General features: G+C 70.5%; 17 protein-coding genes. 15 read left to right on the top strand and 2 right to left on the bottom strand.

Annotated elements, in window-relative coordinates:
- Positions 1–41: 41 nt before the first annotated feature.
- Both OV207_RS33740 and OV207_RS33745 read left to right on the top strand, forming a co-directional pair.
- Positions 42–2273, top strand: coding sequence for a hypothetical protein (locus OV207_RS33740; RefSeq protein ID WP_267559218.1), 2232 nt, complete (start codon positions 42–44; stop codon positions 2271–2273).
- Between the two features lie 157 nt (positions 2274–2430).
- Positions 2431–3585, top strand: coding sequence for a bestrophin family protein (locus OV207_RS33745; protein ID WP_267559219.1), 1155 nt, complete (start codon positions 2431–2433; stop codon positions 3583–3585).
- Between the two features lie 5 nt (positions 3586–3590).
- Here the strand turns inward: OV207_RS33745 and OV207_RS33750 are convergent, their stop codons facing one another.
- A complete protein-coding gene (locus OV207_RS33750; protein WP_267559220.1) occupies positions 3591–4379 on the bottom strand; it encodes a 2-keto-4-pentenoate hydratase in 789 nt (262 codons plus the stop codon).
- 195 nt (positions 4380–4574) lie between these two features.
- Between OV207_RS33750 and OV207_RS33755 the strand changes: the two genes are divergently transcribed.
- The 12 genes from OV207_RS33755 (at position 4575) to OV207_RS33810 (ending at position 16585) form a co-directional block, all read left to right on the top strand.
- Positions 4575–6017, top strand: a complete 1443-nt coding sequence (locus tag OV207_RS33755; RefSeq protein ID WP_267559221.1) for an aldehyde dehydrogenase — start codon at positions 4575–4577, stop codon at positions 6015–6017.
- A 25-nt stretch (positions 6018–6042) separates the two neighbouring features.
- On the top strand, positions 6043–6471 hold the full coding sequence (locus tag OV207_RS33760) for a RidA family protein (protein WP_267559222.1): 429 nt from the start codon (positions 6043–6045) through the stop codon (positions 6469–6471).
- 1 nt (position 6472) lies between these two features.
- Complete coding sequence (gene nbaC / locus OV207_RS33765) at positions 6473–6997, top strand: 3-hydroxyanthranilate 3,4-dioxygenase (protein WP_120624126.1); 525 nt, start codon at positions 6473–6475, stop codon at positions 6995–6997.
- Entirely contained in the window at positions 6994–8010 is a 1017-nt protein-coding gene (locus OV207_RS33770) for an amidohydrolase family protein (protein ID WP_267559223.1), read from the top strand. Before nbaC ends, OV207_RS33770 begins: the two co-directional genes overlap by 4 nt.
- Entirely contained in the window at positions 8007–9284 is a 1278-nt protein-coding gene (gene kynU, locus OV207_RS33775) for a kynureninase (protein ID WP_267559224.1), read from the top strand. The genes OV207_RS33770 and kynU overlap by 4 nt, the downstream gene beginning before the upstream one ends.
- Positions 9271–10662, top strand: coding sequence for an FAD-dependent oxidoreductase (locus OV207_RS33780; protein WP_267559225.1), 1392 nt, complete (start codon positions 9271–9273; stop codon positions 10660–10662). The genes kynU and OV207_RS33780 overlap by 14 nt, the downstream gene beginning before the upstream one ends.
- Positions 10640–11377 carry an SDR family oxidoreductase gene (locus OV207_RS33785; protein ID WP_193346674.1) on the top strand — a complete coding sequence of 246 codons (738 nt, stop codon included), beginning with the start codon at positions 10640–10642 and terminating at the stop codon, positions 11375–11377. Before OV207_RS33780 ends, OV207_RS33785 begins: the two co-directional genes overlap by 23 nt.
- A 94-nt stretch (positions 11378–11471) precedes the next feature.
- A complete protein-coding gene (locus tag OV207_RS33790) occupies positions 11472–11891 on the top strand; it encodes a hypothetical protein (RefSeq protein WP_267559226.1) in 420 nt (139 codons plus the stop codon).
- Positions 11888–12124 carry a hypothetical protein gene (locus OV207_RS33795; protein WP_267559227.1) on the top strand — a complete coding sequence of 79 codons (237 nt, stop codon included), beginning with the start codon at positions 11888–11890 and terminating at the stop codon, positions 12122–12124. The genes OV207_RS33790 and OV207_RS33795 overlap by 4 nt, the downstream gene beginning before the upstream one ends.
- The gene (locus OV207_RS33800) at positions 12121–12468 is read left to right on the top strand and encodes a hypothetical protein (protein ID WP_267559228.1); all 348 of its coding nucleotides are present in this window, start codon (positions 12121–12123) and stop codon (positions 12466–12468) included. The genes OV207_RS33795 and OV207_RS33800 overlap by 4 nt, the downstream gene beginning before the upstream one ends.
- A gap of 111 nt (positions 12469–12579) precedes the next feature.
- Positions 12580–15786 (top strand): TonB-dependent receptor, encoded by a 3207-nt coding sequence (locus tag OV207_RS33805; RefSeq protein WP_193346673.1) that lies wholly within the window; start codon positions 12580–12582, stop codon positions 15784–15786.
- Between the two features lie 31 nt (positions 15787–15817).
- Positions 15818–16585 (top strand): hypothetical protein, encoded by a 768-nt coding sequence (locus tag OV207_RS33810; RefSeq protein ID WP_267559229.1) that lies wholly within the window; start codon positions 15818–15820, stop codon positions 16583–16585.
- Here the strand turns inward: OV207_RS33810 and OV207_RS33815 are convergent.
- A complete protein-coding gene (locus OV207_RS33815; RefSeq protein WP_267559230.1) occupies positions 16557–17273 on the bottom strand; it encodes an HAD family hydrolase in 717 nt (238 codons plus the stop codon). The two genes, OV207_RS33810 and OV207_RS33815, sit on opposite strands and share 29 nt — an antisense overlap.
- A 233-nt stretch (positions 17274–17506) precedes the next feature.
- Here OV207_RS33815 and OV207_RS33820 point away from each other — a divergent pair, with 233 nt between their 5' ends.
- A complete protein-coding gene (locus tag OV207_RS33820; RefSeq protein WP_267559232.1) occupies positions 17507–19153 on the top strand; it encodes a sigma 54-interacting transcriptional regulator in 1647 nt (548 codons plus the stop codon).
- Positions 19154–19261 lie beyond the last annotated feature (108 nt).

The raw sequence follows: 19261 nt of genomic DNA on the forward strand, positions 1-19261 counted from the left end.
ATGTACGATGCGACTTTCCGTGACCGCGGGAGACATCTGTCATGGCCTGGAAGCTGGTGCTGCTGGACGAAGTGTCGAAGGTGCTGCCGGACGCGCCGCTCAAGGGCTCCGACATCCGCGTGGAGCTGCCGAATGCCAGCTACGCGCTGCCCTCCGGCGAGAAGCTGGGCCCGCTGACGTTCGCGTTCGACGTGTCCGCCAAGGGCTTCATCGAAGGCTATGACGCCCCGGCGGACGTGGATGCCGCGGGCGTGGTGGGGGAGTCCTCCCGGGATCCGGAGAAGCAGCTGTCCCCGCCGCTCGTCTTCGGCGACGACCATGCGTGGCTCAAGTACGCGGTGGAGGCGCGCGTGAAGGCGGAGCTCGGCTTCCCGCTGCCCTACGTGGCGCTGGCGGCCAACGGGGACGTGCGCGTGCTGCTGGCGGACTACCACCGGCACCCCCAGGACGCGAACGCGCGCGCCGCGCTGAAGGCGAACGCCCCCGCGCTGAGGCTGCCCCTGCTCACGGCGTCGCTTACGAAGCTGGGCGTGGGGGACGCGCTCTGCTTCCAGGCCCGCGGCGAGCTGTCCGTCACCGCGACGCTGGACTGGACGGACGTCTACACCACCAACCTCCAGGCGCTGACGAAGCTGCTGTCCGCCAGCACCCTGGTCGCCTTCGAGGCCAAGGCCGGGGCCACCGTCTCCGCGAAGGTGAGGGTGACGGACGACTACGCGGTCATCTTCTCCCGCCCGGAGCCGGGGCGGATCCGCGTGCAGGTGAAGAAGGCCGTGGCCCGCGAGGCGGGCGTGACGGCCGACCTCCACGTCGAGGCGAGCCTCACCGACCCGACCGCCGCGCTCGCCCAGGTGGAGCGCGTGCTCGAAGGCCTGCTGTCCGTGCCGCTCGCCACCTTCGAATCGCTGATGACGAAGCTGGAGACGCACACCCTGTCCGAAGCCGAGACGAAGGTGCTGCGCATCGTGCTGGACCGGCTGGGCTTCCAGGAGCTGGAGGCCAGCCCCTCCGCGCTGCGCCAGGCGTGGGAGAAGCTGCGCGCGGACGCACGCACGCGCGTCCAGGCGCTGGCGGAGGCGAAGTTCGCCGCGGGCTTCCGCTACGAATACCTGCGCCTGCGCGAGCAGACGACGCTCCTGTCCACCGTCTGCACCGACGCCCAGGCCCAGATGCTCCACCCGCTGCTGGTGGGCGGCGACATGGCCACCGCGATGCACCGCATGCAGACCGAGGGGATGACGCTGGAGCAGTGCCTGCTCAAGGAGGTCAACCGGGAGTCGCAGGCGTGGGGCTTCTCGCTGCGGCTGGGGAGCTGGGCGCTGGGCGGCAACGACGCGCGCGACCTCACCCAGGTGGTGCAGCGCAACAGCCTGGAGCGGGAGGCGCCCCAGCGCGTGTCCTTCCTGGGCGTGCGCAGCTACACCAGCACGCTGCTCACGCCGTACGCGCACTGGACGGCGGACTTCAAGGCGGACATGGCGGAGTTCCGCAAGTCGCCCACCGTGGCGGACTTCGACCTGGGCCTGTACCTGCTCCTGCGCCGCGACGCGCGCAAGCGCGGCGACGACGACCTGCGCCAGTGCGTGGACGAGGCCATCGTCTGGGGCGCGCTGGATGACGCCGAGGAGGAGGACGTCCTCAAACGCATCCGCGAGGCCGCGGGGGGCAAGGCCATCGAGACGCGGGTGGAGCTGAAGCTGGACAACCGGACGCTGCGCGACGTCATCCTCCACGCGGCGGACCCCGACGCGCCCACCGTCTTCGCGCGCGCGCTGGCCCGGGCCCTGCCCTGGTACCCGGTGCCGTGCCGCGACCGCCCCGCCGTGCGCGAGTCCGTGTACGCGCCCCTGTGGCGCGCCTACCTGGACCAGAACTGGTCCGCGTCCGACGCGGCGAAGACGGCCGCCGCGACGCTGAAGAACCATCCGCTCGTCGGGCTCTTCGCGTACACGGAGGGGCAGCTGGGCAACAGCATGCTGACGTTCGCGGAGGTCATCCAGAAGAACCCCGGCACGGTGGCCAAGTGGCGCGACCTGCGCGCGGGCCTGCTCGACTTGCGCAACAACGAGCAGCGCTCCCCGGCCGTCTTCGGCGGCGCGTTCAAGGCCCTGTCGCAGTCGTGGGCCCAGTCCTTCCACCTGAAGGCGTCCGGGGCGTTCTTCCTGGAGCTGGCGTCGCGCGGCGGCAACGGGCTCGCGACGGTGGAGCGCACCTTCACCGTGACGGTGCCGGACACCGGCGCGAGCATCGTCTTCTCCAAGTCGCGCGCCTGAGGGGGCTTTCGTTGGGTTCCGCACGCTCCCAACGCGTGTGGAACCCCTCCCGGCCGGCCAACGGATGCGGAGGTGACGCGTCGCATTGCCACCCTGGCGGGGCGGCACTACATCCCGGCCGCGCCGGGCTCTCTCCCCGGCAAGGGGTGCCCGCGCGATGATCGTCGGTCGGATGTTGTCCTGGCGCATCGTCCTTCGCTACACGGGCCTGCCCGTCGCGCTCCACGTCATCCTCGCGCTCGCCATCGCCATTGGTTACGACGTGGTGGGCGCGGAGTGGCTGTCGGTGCCCGCGCTGCCGGTGACGGTGCTGGCGGCGGCGCTGGGCGTGCTGCTCGCCTTCCGCAACAACTCCGCCTACGAGCGCTGGTGGGAGGCGCGCACCCTCTGGGGCGGCATCGTGAACGCCTCCCGCACGCTGGCCCGGCAGGTCATCACCTTCCTGCCCGCGCCCCGGGCCCACCGCAGCGACGGCACCGTGGAGACCCCCTCGGCCGCGTCCCGGATGGTGCAGATGGCGGTGGAGCCGGAAGGCCCCGCGCTGGCGCCCGTCTGGTCCCAGGTGGGCGACGGCGCGGTGAGGGATCAGCTCGGCAAGGCGCGCGACCTGCGCAAGCCGGGCGCCCCGCGCGCGAACCTGGCCACCTTCGAGCACCCCCCGTCCAACTGGAGCCAGCCCCGGGGCGTCATCACCGGCGCGTTCGAGGGCATCACCGAGGACGCCCGCGAGCTCATCTACGCGCAGATCGGCTTCGTGAACGCGCTGCGCTGCCACCTGCGACGGCAGGACCCCTTTCCGGAGATCTGGCCCTTCTTCCGCCCGTCGTTGCTGGAGGCGCTGCGCGACGAGCAGAACGTGCCCGCCGCCATCCTCCTGTGGATGTCCACGCGCATGCGCCGCGTCTACAGCGACATCGAGCACCCGGAGAAGGTCTACCTGCGCGTCGCCATGGACGAGACGCTCACGGAACTGACCAACCACCTGGGCGCGTGCGAGCGCATCAAGAACACGCCCCTGCCCCGCCAGTACGACATCCTCCCGCACGCCATGGTGCGCGCCTACCTCACCATGCTGCCCCTGGGCGTCGTCGCGGACCTGGGCGTGCTCACGCCGCTGGTCACCGCCATCATCGCGTTCCTCTTCATCGCCATGGACGCGGTGGGCCGCGACGTGGAGGACCCGTTCGAGGATGGCCTCAGCGACACGCCCATGACGGCCCTGTGCCGCACCATCGAAATCAACCTCCGGCAGATGCTGGGGGAGACGGAGCTGCCCCCGCCCCTCCAGCCGAAGGATGGCCTGCTGTACTGAGGGCCCTACTCCCGCGCCGTCACCTCCACCGTGCCCAGTCCGTCCACGGTGAGCTTCACCACGTCGCCCGGCTTCATGAGGTACGCGGCCGTGGCCGCGCCCGACAGCACCACGCTCCCCGCGGGCAGCACCTCGCCGCGCTCCGCGAGCAGCGCGCACAGCTGGATGAGCGACACCACCGGGTCCCCGGAGATGGCGTCCGAGCGCGCCTCGCCCTCCACCCTGCCGTTCACCTCCATGCGCATCTGGAGCTTCGTCAGGTCCAGCTCCCGCACGCCGCGCTCGGTGGTGCCGGGCACGAAGAGCGACGACGACGCGTTGTCCGCCACCACGTCCGGCAGGCTGAAGTACTTGAAGCCCACGAAGCGCGAGTCCAGCACCTCCATGGCCGCGAACACCGCCGAGCACGCGTCCAGCACCTCGTCGCGCGTCACCGTGCCCTTCAGCTCCTTCGACGTGCGGAAGGCGATCTCCGGCTCGATGCGCGGGTGGATGCCCGCGCCCACGTGCACCACGCCGCCCGACGGCACGAGCATCCGGTCCGTCAGCACGCCGAAGATGGGCGAGCCCAGGTTCATCTGCTGGCGCTTCGCCTCGGAGGTGAAGCCCATCTTCAGGCCCACGCGCCGCTCGCCCTGCGCCTCGCGCAGCCGGATGCCCTGCGCCTGCACCGCGTAGCCGTCCGGCACGGACAGGCTCGGGTGCGCGTGCGTCAGCGGGGGGATTTCACGCCGCTCGCGCCGCGCCGCGTCCAGGGTCTGTGCCAGGGTCATCACGTCCGCCGAGGAGGTCATCTTCCGGATCCTTTCTCTGCCCAACCTGTAATTCCACCGGCCAGGTTCACGGGCGGAATGGGGCGGGCAGCATCCGGGAGGCGGGCCGGCCGCGCAAGCGAGCGTCAACCGACGGAACCGCTCGGAATCCTGGAGGCGGCGGACGGGCGCGGCTTAGATTGCCGCGCGTCGTGTCTCCCCCAGGAGGGCGCTGCCTTGGAAACGGTCCTCAACTACATCGGTGGTCAGCTGGTGCCCGCGGCGGGCGGCCAGTGGCTGGACAAGCCGGAGCCGGCCACGGGCGCGCTGTACGCGCGCGTGCCGGACTCGCGCGAGGAGGACGTGCGCACCGCGGTGGAGGCGGCCGGCCGGGCGTTTCCCGCGTGGTCCGCGCTGCCGGCGACGGAGCGCTCGCGGATGTTGCGGCGCATCGCGGGCCTCATCCATGAGCGCCTGGACGCGTTCGCCAGGGCGGAGTCCATCGACACGGGCAAGCCGCTGTCGGTGGCGCGCACGGTGGACATCCCCCGCAGCGTGCTCAACTTCGAGTTCTTCGCGGACGCGGCGACGCAGTTCTCCTCCGAAGCGCACGCCATGGACGGCGTGGCGCTCAACTACACGCTGCGCTCGCCGCTGGGCGTGGTGGGCTGCATCTCGCCGTGGAACCTGCCGCTGTACCTGCTGACGTGGAAGATCGCCCCCGCGCTGGCCATCGGGAACTGCGTGGTGGCCAAGCCGTCGGAGGTGACGCCCATGACGGCGTTCCTCCTGTCGCAGGTGTGCCGCGACGCGGGCCTCCCCCCGGGCGTGCTCAACCTGGTGCACGGCCTGGGGCCCAACGTGGGCGGGCCGCTCACGCGCCACCCGGACGTCAGCGCCATCTCCTTCACCGGCAGCACGCGCACCGGCGCGGAGATCGCCCGCGTGGCCGCGCCCGCCTTCAAGAAGCTGTCGCTGGAGATGGGCGGCAAGAACCCCAACGTCATCTTCGCGGACTGCGACTTCGACGAGGCGCTGGCCACCACGCTGCGCTCGTCGTTCGCCAACCAGGGGCAGATCTGCCTGTGCGGCCCGCGCATCTTCGTGCAGCGCCCCCTCTACGCCCGCTTCAAGGAGGCGCTGGTCGCGCGCACCCAGGCCCTCAAGGTGGGCGACCCGCTGGTGGAGGGCACGGACCAGGGCGCGCTGGTGTCGCGCGAGCACTTCGAGAAGGTGCTGGGCTACGTCGACCTCGCGAAGCAGGAGGGCGGCCACGTGCTCACCGGCGGCCGGCGCGCGAAGGTGCCGGGCCGCTGCGAGAACGGCTGGTTCGTGGAGCCCACGCTGGTGGAGGGCCTGTCGTCCGCGTGCCGCACCAACCAGGAGGAGATCTTCGGCCCGGTGGCCACGCTCATGCCCTTCGACGACGAGGAGGAGGTGCTGTCCTGGGCCAACTCCACGCGCTACGGGCTGGCGGGCAGCGTGTGGACGAAGGACCTGACGCGCGCGCACCGGTTCGCCTCGCGGCTGCACAGCGGCATCGTCTGGGTGAACACCTGGATGCTGCGCGATCTGCGCACGCCGTTTGGCGGGGTGAAGGACTCGGGCGTGGGCCGCGAGGGCGGCTGGGACGCGCTGCGCTTCTTCACCGAACCCAAGAACGTCTGCATCAAGCTGTGAAGCCCTGCTGCCCCTGGAGCGACGCGTGAGCGCTGGCGAGCGGATCGATTCGAAGAAGGCCCCGGAGCCCGTGGGGCTCTACCCACACGCGCGCCGTGTGGGGAACCTGTTGTTCCTCTCCGGCGTGGGCCCGCGCGAGCGCGGCACCAAGGCCATCCCCGGCGTGGAGCTGGATGCCCAGGGCAACATCGTCTCGTACGACATCGAGGCGCAGTGCCATTCGGTGTTCCGCAACGTGCGCTACATCCTGGAGGACGCGGGCTCGTCGTGGGACCGGCTGGTGGACGTGACCGTGTACCTCACGGACATGAAGAAGGACTTCCCCACGTACAACCGGCTGTGGGCGGAGTACTTCAAGGACGACCCGCCGTGCCGCACCACGCTGGAGATCAACCGGCTGCCCACGCCCATCGCCATTGAACTCAAGTGCATCGCCACCATTGGAGACGTGTGACATGGGACGACTGACCCCCATCAACTTCAAGAAGTGGATCGACGAGCACCGTCCGCTGCTCAAGCCCCCCGTGGGCAACCAGCAGGTGTGGGCGGACCGGGACTTCATGGTCACCGTGGTGGGCGGCCCCAACGCGCGCACGGACTTCCACGTCAACGAGGGCGAGGAGTTCTTCTACCAGCTCGAAGGTGACATCACCCTGCGCGTCATCGACGAGGGGCAGGTGCAGGACATCCCCATCCGCGAAGGGGAGATCTTCCTGTTGCCCCCCAAGGTGCCGCACTCGCCGCAGCGCCCGGCCGGCACGGTGGGGCTGGTGCTGGAGCGCCGCCGCCAGCCGCAGGAGCTGGATTCGTTCCTCTGGCTGTGCCCGAAGTGCGGCGAGAAGCTCTATGAGGAGTCGCTGCACGTCACCAACCTGGTGACGCAGCTGCCCCCGGTGTTCGAGCACTTCTACGGCGACCCGGAGCACTGCACCTGCAAGCAATGCGGCACGAAGGTGACGCGGGGTGGTGCGCCCAAGTGAAGGTCGACATCCACACGCACCTCCTGCCTCCGCAGATGCCCCGCTTCGCCGAGCGCTTCGGCTACGGCGGCTTCATCACGTTGGACCACCACGCGCCGTGCCGGGCGCGGATGCTGCGGGACGACGGGAAGTTCTTCCGCGAAATCGAAAGCAACTGCTGGGACCCGAAGCAGCGCGTCGTGGAGTGCGACGCGCACGGCGTCCAGGTGCAGGTGCTCTCCACGGTGCCGGTGCTGTTCAGCTACTGGGCGAAGCCCGAGCACGGCCTGGAGGTGGCGCGCTTCCTCAACGACCACCTGGCCAGCGCGGTGGCGACGGCGCCCCGGCGCTTCGTGGGCCTGGGCACGGTGCCGCTCCAATCCACTGACATGGCGGTCAAGGAATTGGAGCGCTGCGTGCGCACGCTGGGCTTCGCGGGCGTGCAGATTGGCAGCCACGTCAACGACCTGAACCTGAGCGACCCGGCCCTCTTCCCCTTCTTCCAGGCGGCGAGCGACCTGGGCGCCGCCGTCTTCGTGCACCCGTGGGACATGATGGGTGAGGCGAAGATGGCGAAGTACTGGCTGCCGTGGCTGGTGGGCATGCCGGCGGAGGTGTCGCTGGCCATCTGCTCGCTCATCTTCGGCGGGGTGATGGAGCGGCTGCCGAAGCTGCGGCTCGCGTTCGCGCACGGCGGCGGCGCGTTCCCCGGGACGATTGGCCGCATCCAGCACGGCTTCGAGGTGCGCCCGGACCTGGTCGCGGTGGACAACCCCGTGGCGCCGCGCGACTACCTGGGGCGCTTCTGGGTGGACTCGCTGGTGCACGACGCGGAGGCGCTGCGCGCCATCGTGAAGCTGTTTGGCGCGGACAAGGTGGCGCTGGGCAGCGACTATCCCTTCCCGCTGGGCGAGGACCGGCCCGGCACGCTCATTGAATCCCTGACGGACCTGGAGACGCCGGTGCGCGAACGGCTGCTCTTCCGCAACGCCCTGGAGTGGCTGGGGCGCTCGCACGAGGACTTCGCACCATGACGGCCCCTGTCTACGAGAGCACCGACGCCTTCGCGCACACCCTGGACGCGCAGGATCCGCTGCGTCCCTTCCGCGACGAGTTCCTGCTCGTGGCCAGCCCCTCCGGGGCCCCGTCCGTCTACCTGGCGGGAAACTCGCTGGGGCTCCAGCCGCGCAAGGCGCGCAAGTACGTGCAGATGGAGATGGAGGACTGGGAGCGGCTGGGCGTGGAGGGCCACGTGCACGGCCGTCACCCCTGGCTGCCGTACCACGAGCTGCTCACCGAACAGGTGGCGCGGCTGGTGGGCGCGCAGCCCCAGGAAGTCGTGGTGATGAACACCCTGTCGGTGAACCTGCACCTGATGATGGTGTCGTTCTACCGACCCACGCGCGAGCGCTTCAAGATCCTCATCGAAGGCAACGCCTTCCCGTCGGACCAGTACGCGGTGGCGTCCCAGGCGCGCTTCCACGGGTACAACCCCGAGGAGGCCATCGTCCGGCTGATGCCGCGCGAGGGCGAGGAGACGCTGCGCCCCGGGGACATCCTCGAAGCGGTGGAGCGGCACGGCAAGCAGGTCGCGCTGGTGATGCTGGGCAGCGTGAACTACCTCACCGGGCAGGCGTTCGACATCGGGGCCATCACCCGCGTGGCGCACGCGCAGGGCTGCAAGGTGGGCTTCGACCTGGCGCACGGCGCGGGCAACCTCCGCTTCGCCCTGCACGACGACGGGCCGGACTTCGCGGTGTGGTGTTCGTACAAGTACCTCAACGGCGGGCCGGGGAGCCTGGGCGGCGTGTTCGTGCACGAGCGGCACGCGCACTCGCCGGACCTGCCGCGCTTCGAGGGCTGGTGGGGCCACAACAAGGCCACTCGCTTCGAGATGGGCCCCACGTTCGACCCGCTGCCGGGCGCGGAGGGGTGGCAGCTGTCCAACCCGCCCATCTTCCAGCTGGCGGCGCTGCGCGCGTCGATGGAGCTGTTCGACAAGGCCACGATGGAGGCCGTGCGCGCGAAGAGCGAGAAGATCACCGGCTTCATGGAGTTCCTCCTCAACCGGCTGCCCGGCGGGTTCGTGACCATCACCACCCCGAAGGACCCCAAACAGCGCGGCGCGCAGCTGTCCCTGCGCTTCAAGGGCGAGCCCAAGCGCCTGCTGGGGCGGCTGTCCCAGGCGGGCGTCATCTGCGACTTCCGCGAGCCGGACATCATCCGCGCCGCGCCCGCGCCCCTCTACAACACGTACCTGGACGTCTTCCGCTTCGTGCGGACGCTGGAAGCCCATGCCCTCGAATGAGTCGAAGCTGACGGTGGTGGGAGCGGGCCTCGTCGGCTCGCTGCTGTCGCTGTACCTGGCCCGCCGGGGCCACACGGTGGAGGTGCTGGAGCGCCGGCCGGACATGCGCCGCGAAGCGCTGGACGCGGGACGCTCCATCAACCTGGCCATCTCCACGCGCGGCCTGCACGCGCTGCGGCAGGTGGGGCTGGAGGAGGAGGCGCTGAAGCACGCCATCCCCATGCGGGGCCGGGTCATCCACCCGGTGCAGGGGGAGCTGGCGTACCAGCCCTACGGCAAGGACGACTCGCAGCACATCAACTCGCTGTCGCGAGGCTGGCTCAACCGCTTCCTGATGACGCAGGCGGAGGCCACGGGTCGCGTGCGGATCCACTTCCGCCAGCGCGTCACCCACGCCGACGCCGCGGCGGGGACGCTGACGGTGCAGGACGAGGCCACGGGCGAGACGCGCGAGGTGCGCGACACGGTGGTCTTCGGCACGGACGGCTCCGGTTCGGCGGTGCGCCAGGCGATGCAGCCGCGGCCGGACTTCCAGGCGACGCAGGAGACGCTGGGACACGGCTACAAGGAGCTGACGATTCCGCCGGGACCGGGCGGCAGCTTCCAGATGGAGAAGCACGCGCTGCACATCTGGCCGCGCGGCTCCTTCATGCTCATCGCCCTGCCCAACGAGGACGGCAGCTTCACCTGCACGCTGTTCCTGCCGTGGCAGGGGCCGGTGAGCTTCGACTCCCTGAAGACGCCACAGGCGCTGGAGGACTTCTTCCAGGAGCGCTTCCCGGACGCGAAGGCGCTGATCCCCGGGCTGGTGGAGGAGTTCTTCGCCCGCCCCACCGGGCACATGGTGACGGTGAAGTGCGCGCCGTGGCGCGTGGGAGGACGCACGCTGCTGCTGGGCGACGCGGCGCACGCCATCGTGCCCTTCTTCGGCCAGGGGATGAACTGCGGCTTCGAGGACTGCGCGGTGCTGGACGGGCTCCTGGCGTCACAGACGGACTGGGAGGAGACGTTCAGCGTGTTCGAGCGGCGGCGCAAGACGAACGCGGACGCCATCGCGGACATGGCGGTGGAGAACTTCATCGAGATGCGCGACAGCACGGGCGACCCGCGCTTCCTCCTGGAGAAGGGCGTGGAGAAGGTGCTGCTCAACGCCTTTCCGGGGGAGTTCGTCAGCCGCTATCCGCTGGTGAGCTTCAGCCGCGTGCCCTACCGGCTGGCGTACGAGGTGGGCGCCATCGCGGGCGGCATCGTCTCTGAATTGTCTCGGGGGCTGACGCGCCCCGAGGACGTGGACCTGGACGCGGCGGCGAAGCTCATCCGCGGCCGGCTGACCCCTTTCATGAAGGAGCACGCGGATGGATTTCGGCCTGAAGGGTAGACGGGCGCTGGTGACGGGGGCGTCCTCGGGACTGGGGCGCGCCATCGCGGAGACGCTGGTGAAGGAGCGCGCCACGGTGGCCATCTCCTCGCGGGGTGGGGACAAGCTGGAGAAGGCGGCGAAGGAGCTGGGCGCGGCGCTGGCGGTGCCGTGCGACCTGACGCAGGCGGGCGCGGCGCGCGAGCTGGTGCACACGGTGACGCAGAAGCTGGGCGGCCTGGACGTGCTGGTGGTGAACGCGGGCGGGCCTCCGGCGGGGGGCTTCGAGGCCATCACCGGGGAGCAATGGCAGACGGGCTTCCAGAGCCTGTGGTTGTCCACGGTGGATGCCATCCAGGCGGCGCTTCCGGGCATGAAGGCGCAGGGCTGGGGCCGCATCGTGCTGGTGACGTCCACGGCGGCGCGCGAGGCGATGAGCAACCTCACGGTGTCCAACGGCCTGCGCGCGGGCCTGCTGGGGCTGGTGAAGAGCCTGAGCAATGAAGTGGGCCCGTACGGCATCACGGTGAACGCGGCGCTGCCCGGCTACCACGCGACGGACCGGATGAAGGACCTGGGCCTGTCCGACGAGAAGGTGGCGCCGAACATCCCAGCGCGGCGGCTGGGGAGGCCGGAGGAGTTCGCGGCGCTGGTGACGTTCCTGGCGTCGGAGCCGGCCGCGTATGTCAGCGGACAGTCCATCGCCTGTGACGGTGGAGCGCTGCGCGGATTCTGAGGTGTGCTCCGTGTCTTCCCGGGGGGAAGACACGGGCAAGACGGTCCGGGCGCCGCTGGCGCTCGCGGTGGTGTCCTGGTGGATGACGGGCTGCATGGCCACGGGCACGATCGTGGAGGGCAGACTCCAGCCCAAGCATTTCCAGTTCGTGACCATCGTGGAGCATACGGGGCCAGGGCCGGGTGGCTGGCGGGCGGCGTGTGTCCGGGTACCCCTCCGGAGAGACACCGGTGAGATGTACATGTGTCAGCTTGGCGTCGAGGAGCCCATGGAGACAAAAGCCCTCGGGCCCATCTCCCTGCCGCTGGCCCAACGCATCTCAGCGGATTGCGCGAACCTCTCAGCACAGGCCGTGTTCAGCGCGGCCACTCCCGCCACTCCGCTAGGCCTCGCCTGCACGGAGTTCAGGGACACCCTCACGCTCGCGCTCTCCAAGGCAATCTACGGCTCGCGGGTGAAGCAACTCTGCCGCCAGGAAGCCACTCCCGTGGAGCCCCGGTTCAAGAAGCCATGAGTCCTTCCGCCCAGGAGTTGTTTGAGATTGCGCGCCTCTACTGGGGGGTGGACGAAGCTTATGACCTCCGGCAGGAACCAGGCCCCGAAGACATTCGCTACGAAGCGCTCTGGAAGGAGAAGCGGAAGGAGTTCGACCGGTGGCTGGCCTTGATGAAGCAACTCAAGGAGGCGTTCCCGGACTGCGACGTCTGGGATTACCCCCCCCCACGGCGAACCCGGCCTTCGGCGTGATCGTCGCCCCGCCTGGTGAGAAGGCCCTGCACGGTCCCCAGCTCGAGTGGCGGGTCGTCGGCTACCTGAGCATCCTGGCCCCGGTCTACACCGTGCATTGCGTCCGCCATGAGGTCTACGGCCAGCACCACCGGGACTCCAAGGTGTTCCTGGGCCCCACGCCCCTGGCGCTGCGCGGCATCGCGGACGTCATCGCCCAGCGCATCGAAGAGGATTACGGCGCCACCGCCCTGCCCCTGGACATCGCCCAGACGCCCGTCCCCCTCTACGTCAACTTCATGAAGCCGCCCCAGACGACCCTCTTCCACGCCCTCTTCTCCTCCGAGCCCTGGAACATCTTTTGACGCGCCCGGTCGGGTATTCCCGGCCCTAACAGAGAAGCCAGACTGTTTGTAGCTGGTGGATTTCTCACGTTTTGCGACAGAGTGCGCCGCCTTCGCCGGGAGGGGCATTCCGTGTCCAGACGCAACCGTGTCAACCGTGGGCTGTGGCTCGCGGTGCTGCTGTGGGGAACCGGGGCTTTCGCCCAGGGCAACTCGGTCATCACCGGGACCCTGACGAACGCCGCGAACAAGGGGCCGCTGGAGGACGTCGTCGTCACCGCCACCTCGCCCCAGCTCCAGGGCGAGCGCACGGTCGTCTCCGACAAGAGCGGCCTGTACCGCATCCCCCAGCTGCCCTCCGGCACCTACCTGCTGCGCTTCGAGGCCCAGGGCTTCAAGACCTACGAGCGCGGCGGCATCCTCCTGCGCATCGACCGCACCATCCGCCTCAACGCCGAGCTGCTCCCCGACGAGGGCCTCACGGAGACCGTCGAGGTCGTGGGCGCGCCGCCCAGCGTGGACGTGGGCTCCAGCGCCGCGGGCGTCACCGTGGACCAGGACTTCATCCGCAACATCGCCGTCATCCGCCCCGGCACCAAGGGCTCCGCGTCCCGCTCCTTTGAAGGCCTGGCGGAGCTGGCCCCCGGCGCCGTCGAGGACCGCTACGGCGTGAGCATCAGCGGCAGCAGCTCCCCGGAGAGCCAGTACGTCGTGGACGGCCTGTCCGTGAACGACCCCGGCGTGGGCACCCTGGGCACGCCCCTGTCCGTGGAGTTCGTCAAGGAGGTCAACATCATCACCGGTGGCTACATGCCCGAGTACGGCCGCTCCACCGGCGGCGTGCTCAACGTCGTCACCAAGTCCGGCTCCAATGAGTTCCACGGCTCCGTCTTCGCCAACATGGCCCCGGGCGCCCTCCAGACGGCGGGCACCGTGGTGCGCCGCGAGGGCAGCGTCATCTCCGCGCAGGGCAGCGCCCACAACCTGGGCGACTTCGGCTTCGATTTGGGCGGCCCCATCCTCAAGGACAAGCTCTGGTTCTACGTGGGCGTCGCGCCGTCCTTCAATCGCATCCAGGTGGACCGGCAGCTCAGCAGCTACGAGCTGTGCACGGAGGTGGACCCCGCCAACGGCTGCTCCGCCGTGAACGCCCGCCGCAAGGACCCCGCCACCGGCTTCTCCCAGGTGAACCCCATCGCGGGCACCCAGGTCAGCCGCTTCGCCGACGAGCGCACCCTGCAGTTCCTGAGCAAGCTCACCTACAACTTCAACCAGGACCACAGCCTGGCGGTCTCCGTCTTCGGCACGCCGCGCTCCTCCGGCGGCGTTGGCAAGTACGCCTTCAGCGACGACGGCGAGCCGGAGGTGTGCACCAGCCTGTCCTGCACCAGCTTCGTGCAGGGCGCCTACGGCGCCATCGCCACCCAGCGTGAGAACAGCGCGCTGGACCTGGTGGCCAAGCAGACGTCGTCCTTCTTCGACAAGAAGCTGCTCGTGGACGCGACGCTCGGCTGGCACCACCAGGCCGACTCCATCCTGCCGTCGGACGGCTCCGGCCTGGGCTCCGGCGAGGGCCTGTCCGCGCAGTCCAACATCGCGTGGCGCCGCACCCGCAACCCCGGCCCCCACACCATCAACGAATTCGAGTCCCTGCCCGACCCCGCCGCCTGCGGCGCCACCCCCGCGGAGCAGGCCCTGCGCTGCCCCGTCACCGCCTATTCCACCGGCGGCCCCGGCACCATCAGCATCCAGCGGCTGGACCGCGTGCAGGGCAAGGTGATGGGCACCTACCTGCTGGAGGCCCTGGGCCACCACATCCTCAAGGCCGGCGCGGACATCGAGCGCATGAGCTTCTACAACAACCGCGCGCGCACCGGCCTCACGCCCTGGCAGGAGTGCACCGGCGGCGACTGCTTCTTCAGCCTCAACCAGTACGGCTACCTGGAGGCGCCCGACCGGCCGGTGTTCCTGGCCAGCAAGGAAGGCACCTCCACGTCCACCACCGTGGGCGGCTTCATCCAGGACAGCTGGTCCATCCTCGACAAGGTCACCGTCAACGCGGGCCTGCGCTACGACGTGCAGACGCTGTACGGCCTGGATGGCGAAGTGGGCCTGCACCTGCCCAACCAGTGGTCCCCGCGCCTGGGCGTCATCTACGACCCGACGCAGGCGGGCCGCGCCAAGCTCTTCGTCAACTACGCGCGCTTCTTCGAGAACGTCCCCCTGGACATGGCGGACCTGTCCTTCCCCCAGCAGCAGCTCCTGTCCTCCACCTACCGGGCGCCCCCGTGCAACCCGTCGCGGGAAGGCTCGCTGCTCACCGACTGCACCGTGGACGCCAACCGCACGGCCATTGGCAACCGCGAGAGCCCCAACCAGCTCTGGGACGCGCAGGGCGGGGACCGCGTGCCGGTGGATCCCCAGATTCGCGCCCAGTCCGCGGACGAGTTCGTCCTGGGCGGTGAGTACGAACTGTTCGCCTCCGGCCGCCTGGGCGCCACGTACACCCGGCGCTACCTCAACGACGTCATCGAGGACATGAGCCGCGACGACGGCAGCACCTTCTTCCTGGGCAACCCGGGCAAGGGCTACTCGACGGACTTCCCGCTGGCGAAGCGCGAGTACGACGCGGTCAACCTCTACTTCCAGCGGGCCTTCACCCACGGGTGGCTGGCCCAGGCCAGCTACACCTGGTCCACGCTGCGCGGGAACTACTCCGGCCTGTTCCGCGCGGACACCGGGCAGCTGTCCCCCAACCTCACGCGCGACTTCGACCTGGTGTCGCTCACCGTCAACCGCGACGGCCAGCTCCCCGGGGACCGCACGCACTCCTTCAAGGTGTTCGGCGCGAAGGAGTTCGTCGTCGGACCGCGCACCAGCGTCAACGTGGGCGGCAACTACCGGGCGCGCTCCGGCGCGCCGCTCAACTACCTGGGCGCGCACCCGCGCCGCAGCGGTTCGGAGACCTTCATCCTGCCGCGCGGCAGCGCCGGCCGGCTGCCCTGGGTGCACGGCGTGGACGGCCACGTGGGCCTCAACCAGCGGCTGGTGAAGGACTACGTGCTCACCGTGTCGCTGGACGTCTTCAACCTCTTCAACTTCCAGCAGTACACGGACGTGGACCAGACCTTCACCACCACGCGCGTGTACGCCATCGAGCAGGGCGGCAACCCGGACGACCTCACCGCGTGCCTCTCGAAGAACAACCCCTCGTGCAAGGTCATCTCCACCGCGACCGGGCTGCCCATCGTCGAGCAGGACATCAACCCCAACTTCAAGCGGCCCACCGCCTACCAGGCACCGCGGGCCATCCGTCTGGGCGCGAAGCTGAGCTTCTAGGCCCCGCGCCGCACGAGAAAGGACACCCGCGATGAAGCTTCGATGGATGGCAGTGAGTGGGGGGCTGGCGGCCGCGGTCGTCACCGCCGGGGCCTGTGGCAGTGAGCCGGAGGCCCCCTGCGTGGTGGCCCGCGCCGTGTCGGACGGCTCCACCGGTTCGTTCGCCACGACGTACCAGCTCAAGGAAGGGCAGAACCCGGACCTCGCCTGCGCCCGGCTCAAGCCGGAGCCCCTGGGCCTGCAGAAGTACTTCAGCCAGGACCCCAAGGCCCCCGACACGGTGGGCGTGCGCAGCGCCCGGCTGGGCCAGCTGCTGAAGGACTTCGCGGCGCGGCTCCCCCCGGGCGCGGGCGACTCGGCCACCGCGGTGGGCCCCTTCGCGTCGGAGACGCCCGCGGAGGACCGCTTCTGCACGGTGCCCCAGCTGACGCCCACGCGGCTGGACGTGCCCGAGTCCCCGGCGGCCGACGGCGGGGTGCTGCCCGCGCAGGACTACGGCTATGCGTGGAGCAACCTGCGCATCTACAACACGCCGGAGATCCCGGGCACGCAGTTCACCGCGGACCTCGTCTACACGGAGAACGGCTGCACCGCTTCGTACGCCGTGAAGGGCATCTGGCCGGTGGTGAAGTGCCAGGACAGCACGACGAAGGGGCCGAGCGACGCGCTGTGCGACCCGTACGCGGACTATGACGCCGGGCGGCTGCGCGGCTCCGGCATCAACCCGCTGTTCCCGGTGAAGTGCGACCCGGACGCGCTCATCTGCGTGCTCACGGGTGAGGTGCCGTCGGCTCCCTGAAGGCGCCGGCGCTGCCAGGACGCAGGAGCGCGGGCAGGTCCCGGAAGTCCTTCACCAGGAAGTCCGGCTGCTCGCGCACCAGGACCTCGCGCGGGAACGACGTGGCGACGGCGACACACGCCGCGCCCGCGGCCCGCGCGGCCCTGAGCCCCGCCACCGCGTCCTCGAACACCACGCACCCCGTGGGCGCGACCCCCAGCGCGGAGGCCGCCTTCAGGTACACCTCCGGATGCGGCTTGCCCCGGGTCACGTCCGTGGACGTCACCCGCACGGGGAACAGGTCCTCCAGCCCCACGCGCTCCAGGGCCAGCTCCGCGTTGTCCGCCAGCGCGCTCGTGCCCAGCGCCCAGGGCACGCCCGCCTGCCCCAGCGAGCGCAGATACGCCCCCACGCCGGGGACGGCGGACACCGGCTCGCGCTCCAGCAGCCGGTGGAAGGCCATCTCCCGGTCGTACGTCAGCGCCTCCACCTCCTCGTCGCTCAACGCCCCGCCGAACCACGCGCGCAGCGTCTCCCCTGCCCGCTTCCCGTTGGTGGCGAGCAACTCCTCCCGCGTGGGCACATAGCCCCGCTCGCGGGCGAAGTCCTCCCAGACGCGATAGTGCAGCTCGGTCGTGTCGATGACGACGCCATCCAGGTCGAAGAGGACGGCGTCGAAGGGAGCGATGTTCGAGGTCGATGGAGACATGGAGGCTCGGGCTTTCTCGAAGATCCACACGGGAGGCCCTTCAACCCTATTCACGGGGTGGGCCCGGGGCGCGGCATTCGCCCACCTCGCAGGTGCTGGGCGGGCGGGCAGCCGGGGGGATGGCCCCTGGGAGGCCGCGTGGAAAAGCACCGCCCCGAGCCGCTTCACACCTTGAAGGGCTCGCCTGACCGCTCCAGGGCCAGCCGGCCCGTTGTAGGCTTCGCCGGAGGTCCATGTCGCCCCCCAAGAACCCCGCTGAATTCTCCACGACCGCCGTCCGCTCGCAGGCCACGCCCTCACAGGCGGCCCACGCGGTGCCCGCGCTGACCCTCATCGGCCACGCGCAGCCGCAGCGCATTGGCGAACGCCTGCTGCTCGACGGGCTCCTGTCCGGGGAGCGCGCCGTGGCGCTGTCCCGCAACGCCCCGGACTTCAGCCGTCCGGGCGGCGTGCTGTCGCTGCCCCTGGGGGACCCGTTCCTCAGCCGCACCCCAGTGCGCTTCGAGCCCGGGGTGCGCGGCGGCGTCCGGCTGCTCGTGCCGGAGGACGGGACGCCAGTGGTGGTGGGCAGTGAGCCGGTGAAGGGCGGGCGGGAGTTCCCCGCGGAGGCGCTGGCGTCAGGCGTGCCGCTGGTGCTCGCCGGGCGCGTGGCGCTGCTGCTGCACCGGGCCACCCCGCGCGCGGCCGGGGCGCTGGGCTCCCCGGTGGACCTGACGGCGCTGGGCATGGTGGGGGACAGCGAGGGCATCGTCCGGGTGCGCGAGGACGTGCTGCGCGTCGCAGACCTCCAGGTGCCGGTGCTGGTGCGGGGCGAGACGGGCACGGGCAAGGAGCTGGTGGCGCGAGCGCTCCACACGCAGGGGCCCCGCCGCGCCGGCCCCTTCGTCAGCGTCAACCTGGGCGCCCTGTCGAAGGACCTCATCGCCGCGGAGCTGTTCGGCACGCTGCGGGGCGCGTTCACCGGCGCCACGCGCGACCGCGACGGCTTCTTCCGCGCCGCCCACGGCGGCACCCTCTTCCTGGACGAGGTGGCCGAGGCCCCTCCGGAGGTGCAGGCGGCGCTGCTGCGCGTGCTGGAGACGGGCGAAGTCTATCCGGTGGGCGGACAGACGCCCGTGCGCGTCGACGTGCGGCTCGTCACCGCCACCGACGCGGACCTGGAGGCGCGCATCCACGACGGACGCTTCAAGGCCCCGCTGCTGCACCGGCTGGCGGGCTTTGAAATCGTCGTGCCGCCCCTGCGCGAGCGCCGGGAGGACATCGCGTCGCTGTTCCTCCACTTCGCCCGCCAGGAGCTGGAGACCACCGGCGAGGCCGGGCGCCTGACGTCCGCGGACGCCCGCGCGGAGCCGTGGCTCCCGGCGTCCCTGGCCGTGCGGCTGGCGCGCTCCGCGTGGCCCGGCAACGTGCGCCAGCTCCGCAACGTCGCCCGGCAGCTCGTCATCGGCAGCCGGGGCCTGCCCGGGCTGCGCGTGGACGCCCGGCTGGAGCAGACGTTGGACGCCGACGCCCTGCCCATCCCCGGACAGCCCCTGTCCCCGGAGCCGTCCTCCCCTTCGGAGAACACCCCCGCCGGGCACCGCACGCCCGCGCGCCGCAAGCCCGCGGACGTGAGCGAGCAGGAGGTGCTGGAGGCCCTGCGCGCCTGCGCGTGGGACCTGAAGGCCACCGCGGACTGGCTGGGCATCCCGCGCTCCTCCGTGTACGTGCTCATCGACAAGAGCTCGCTGCTGCGCACCGCGCGGGATTTGAGCCCGGAGGAGATCACCCGCTGCTTCCACGAGTGCGAAGGCGACCTGGACCGCATGGTGCAGAAGCTGGAGGTCTCCCGCCGCGCCCTCCAGCGCCGGGTGCGCGAGCTGGGCCTGGAAGGCACCTGAGACTGACACGTCAGCCTTGTTTCAGTGTGTCACTGACGCGTCCGGGGCGCCGTGTCCCGCGCCCCGTCGGTGATACTTCCGAGGGTGTACACACGAGCCCGCACGCTG

The organism is Corallococcus sp. BB11-1, from assembly GCF_026626625.1.
In the GTDB taxonomy this organism is placed as follows: Bacteria; Myxococcota; Myxococcia; order Myxococcales; family Myxococcaceae; genus Corallococcus; species Corallococcus soli.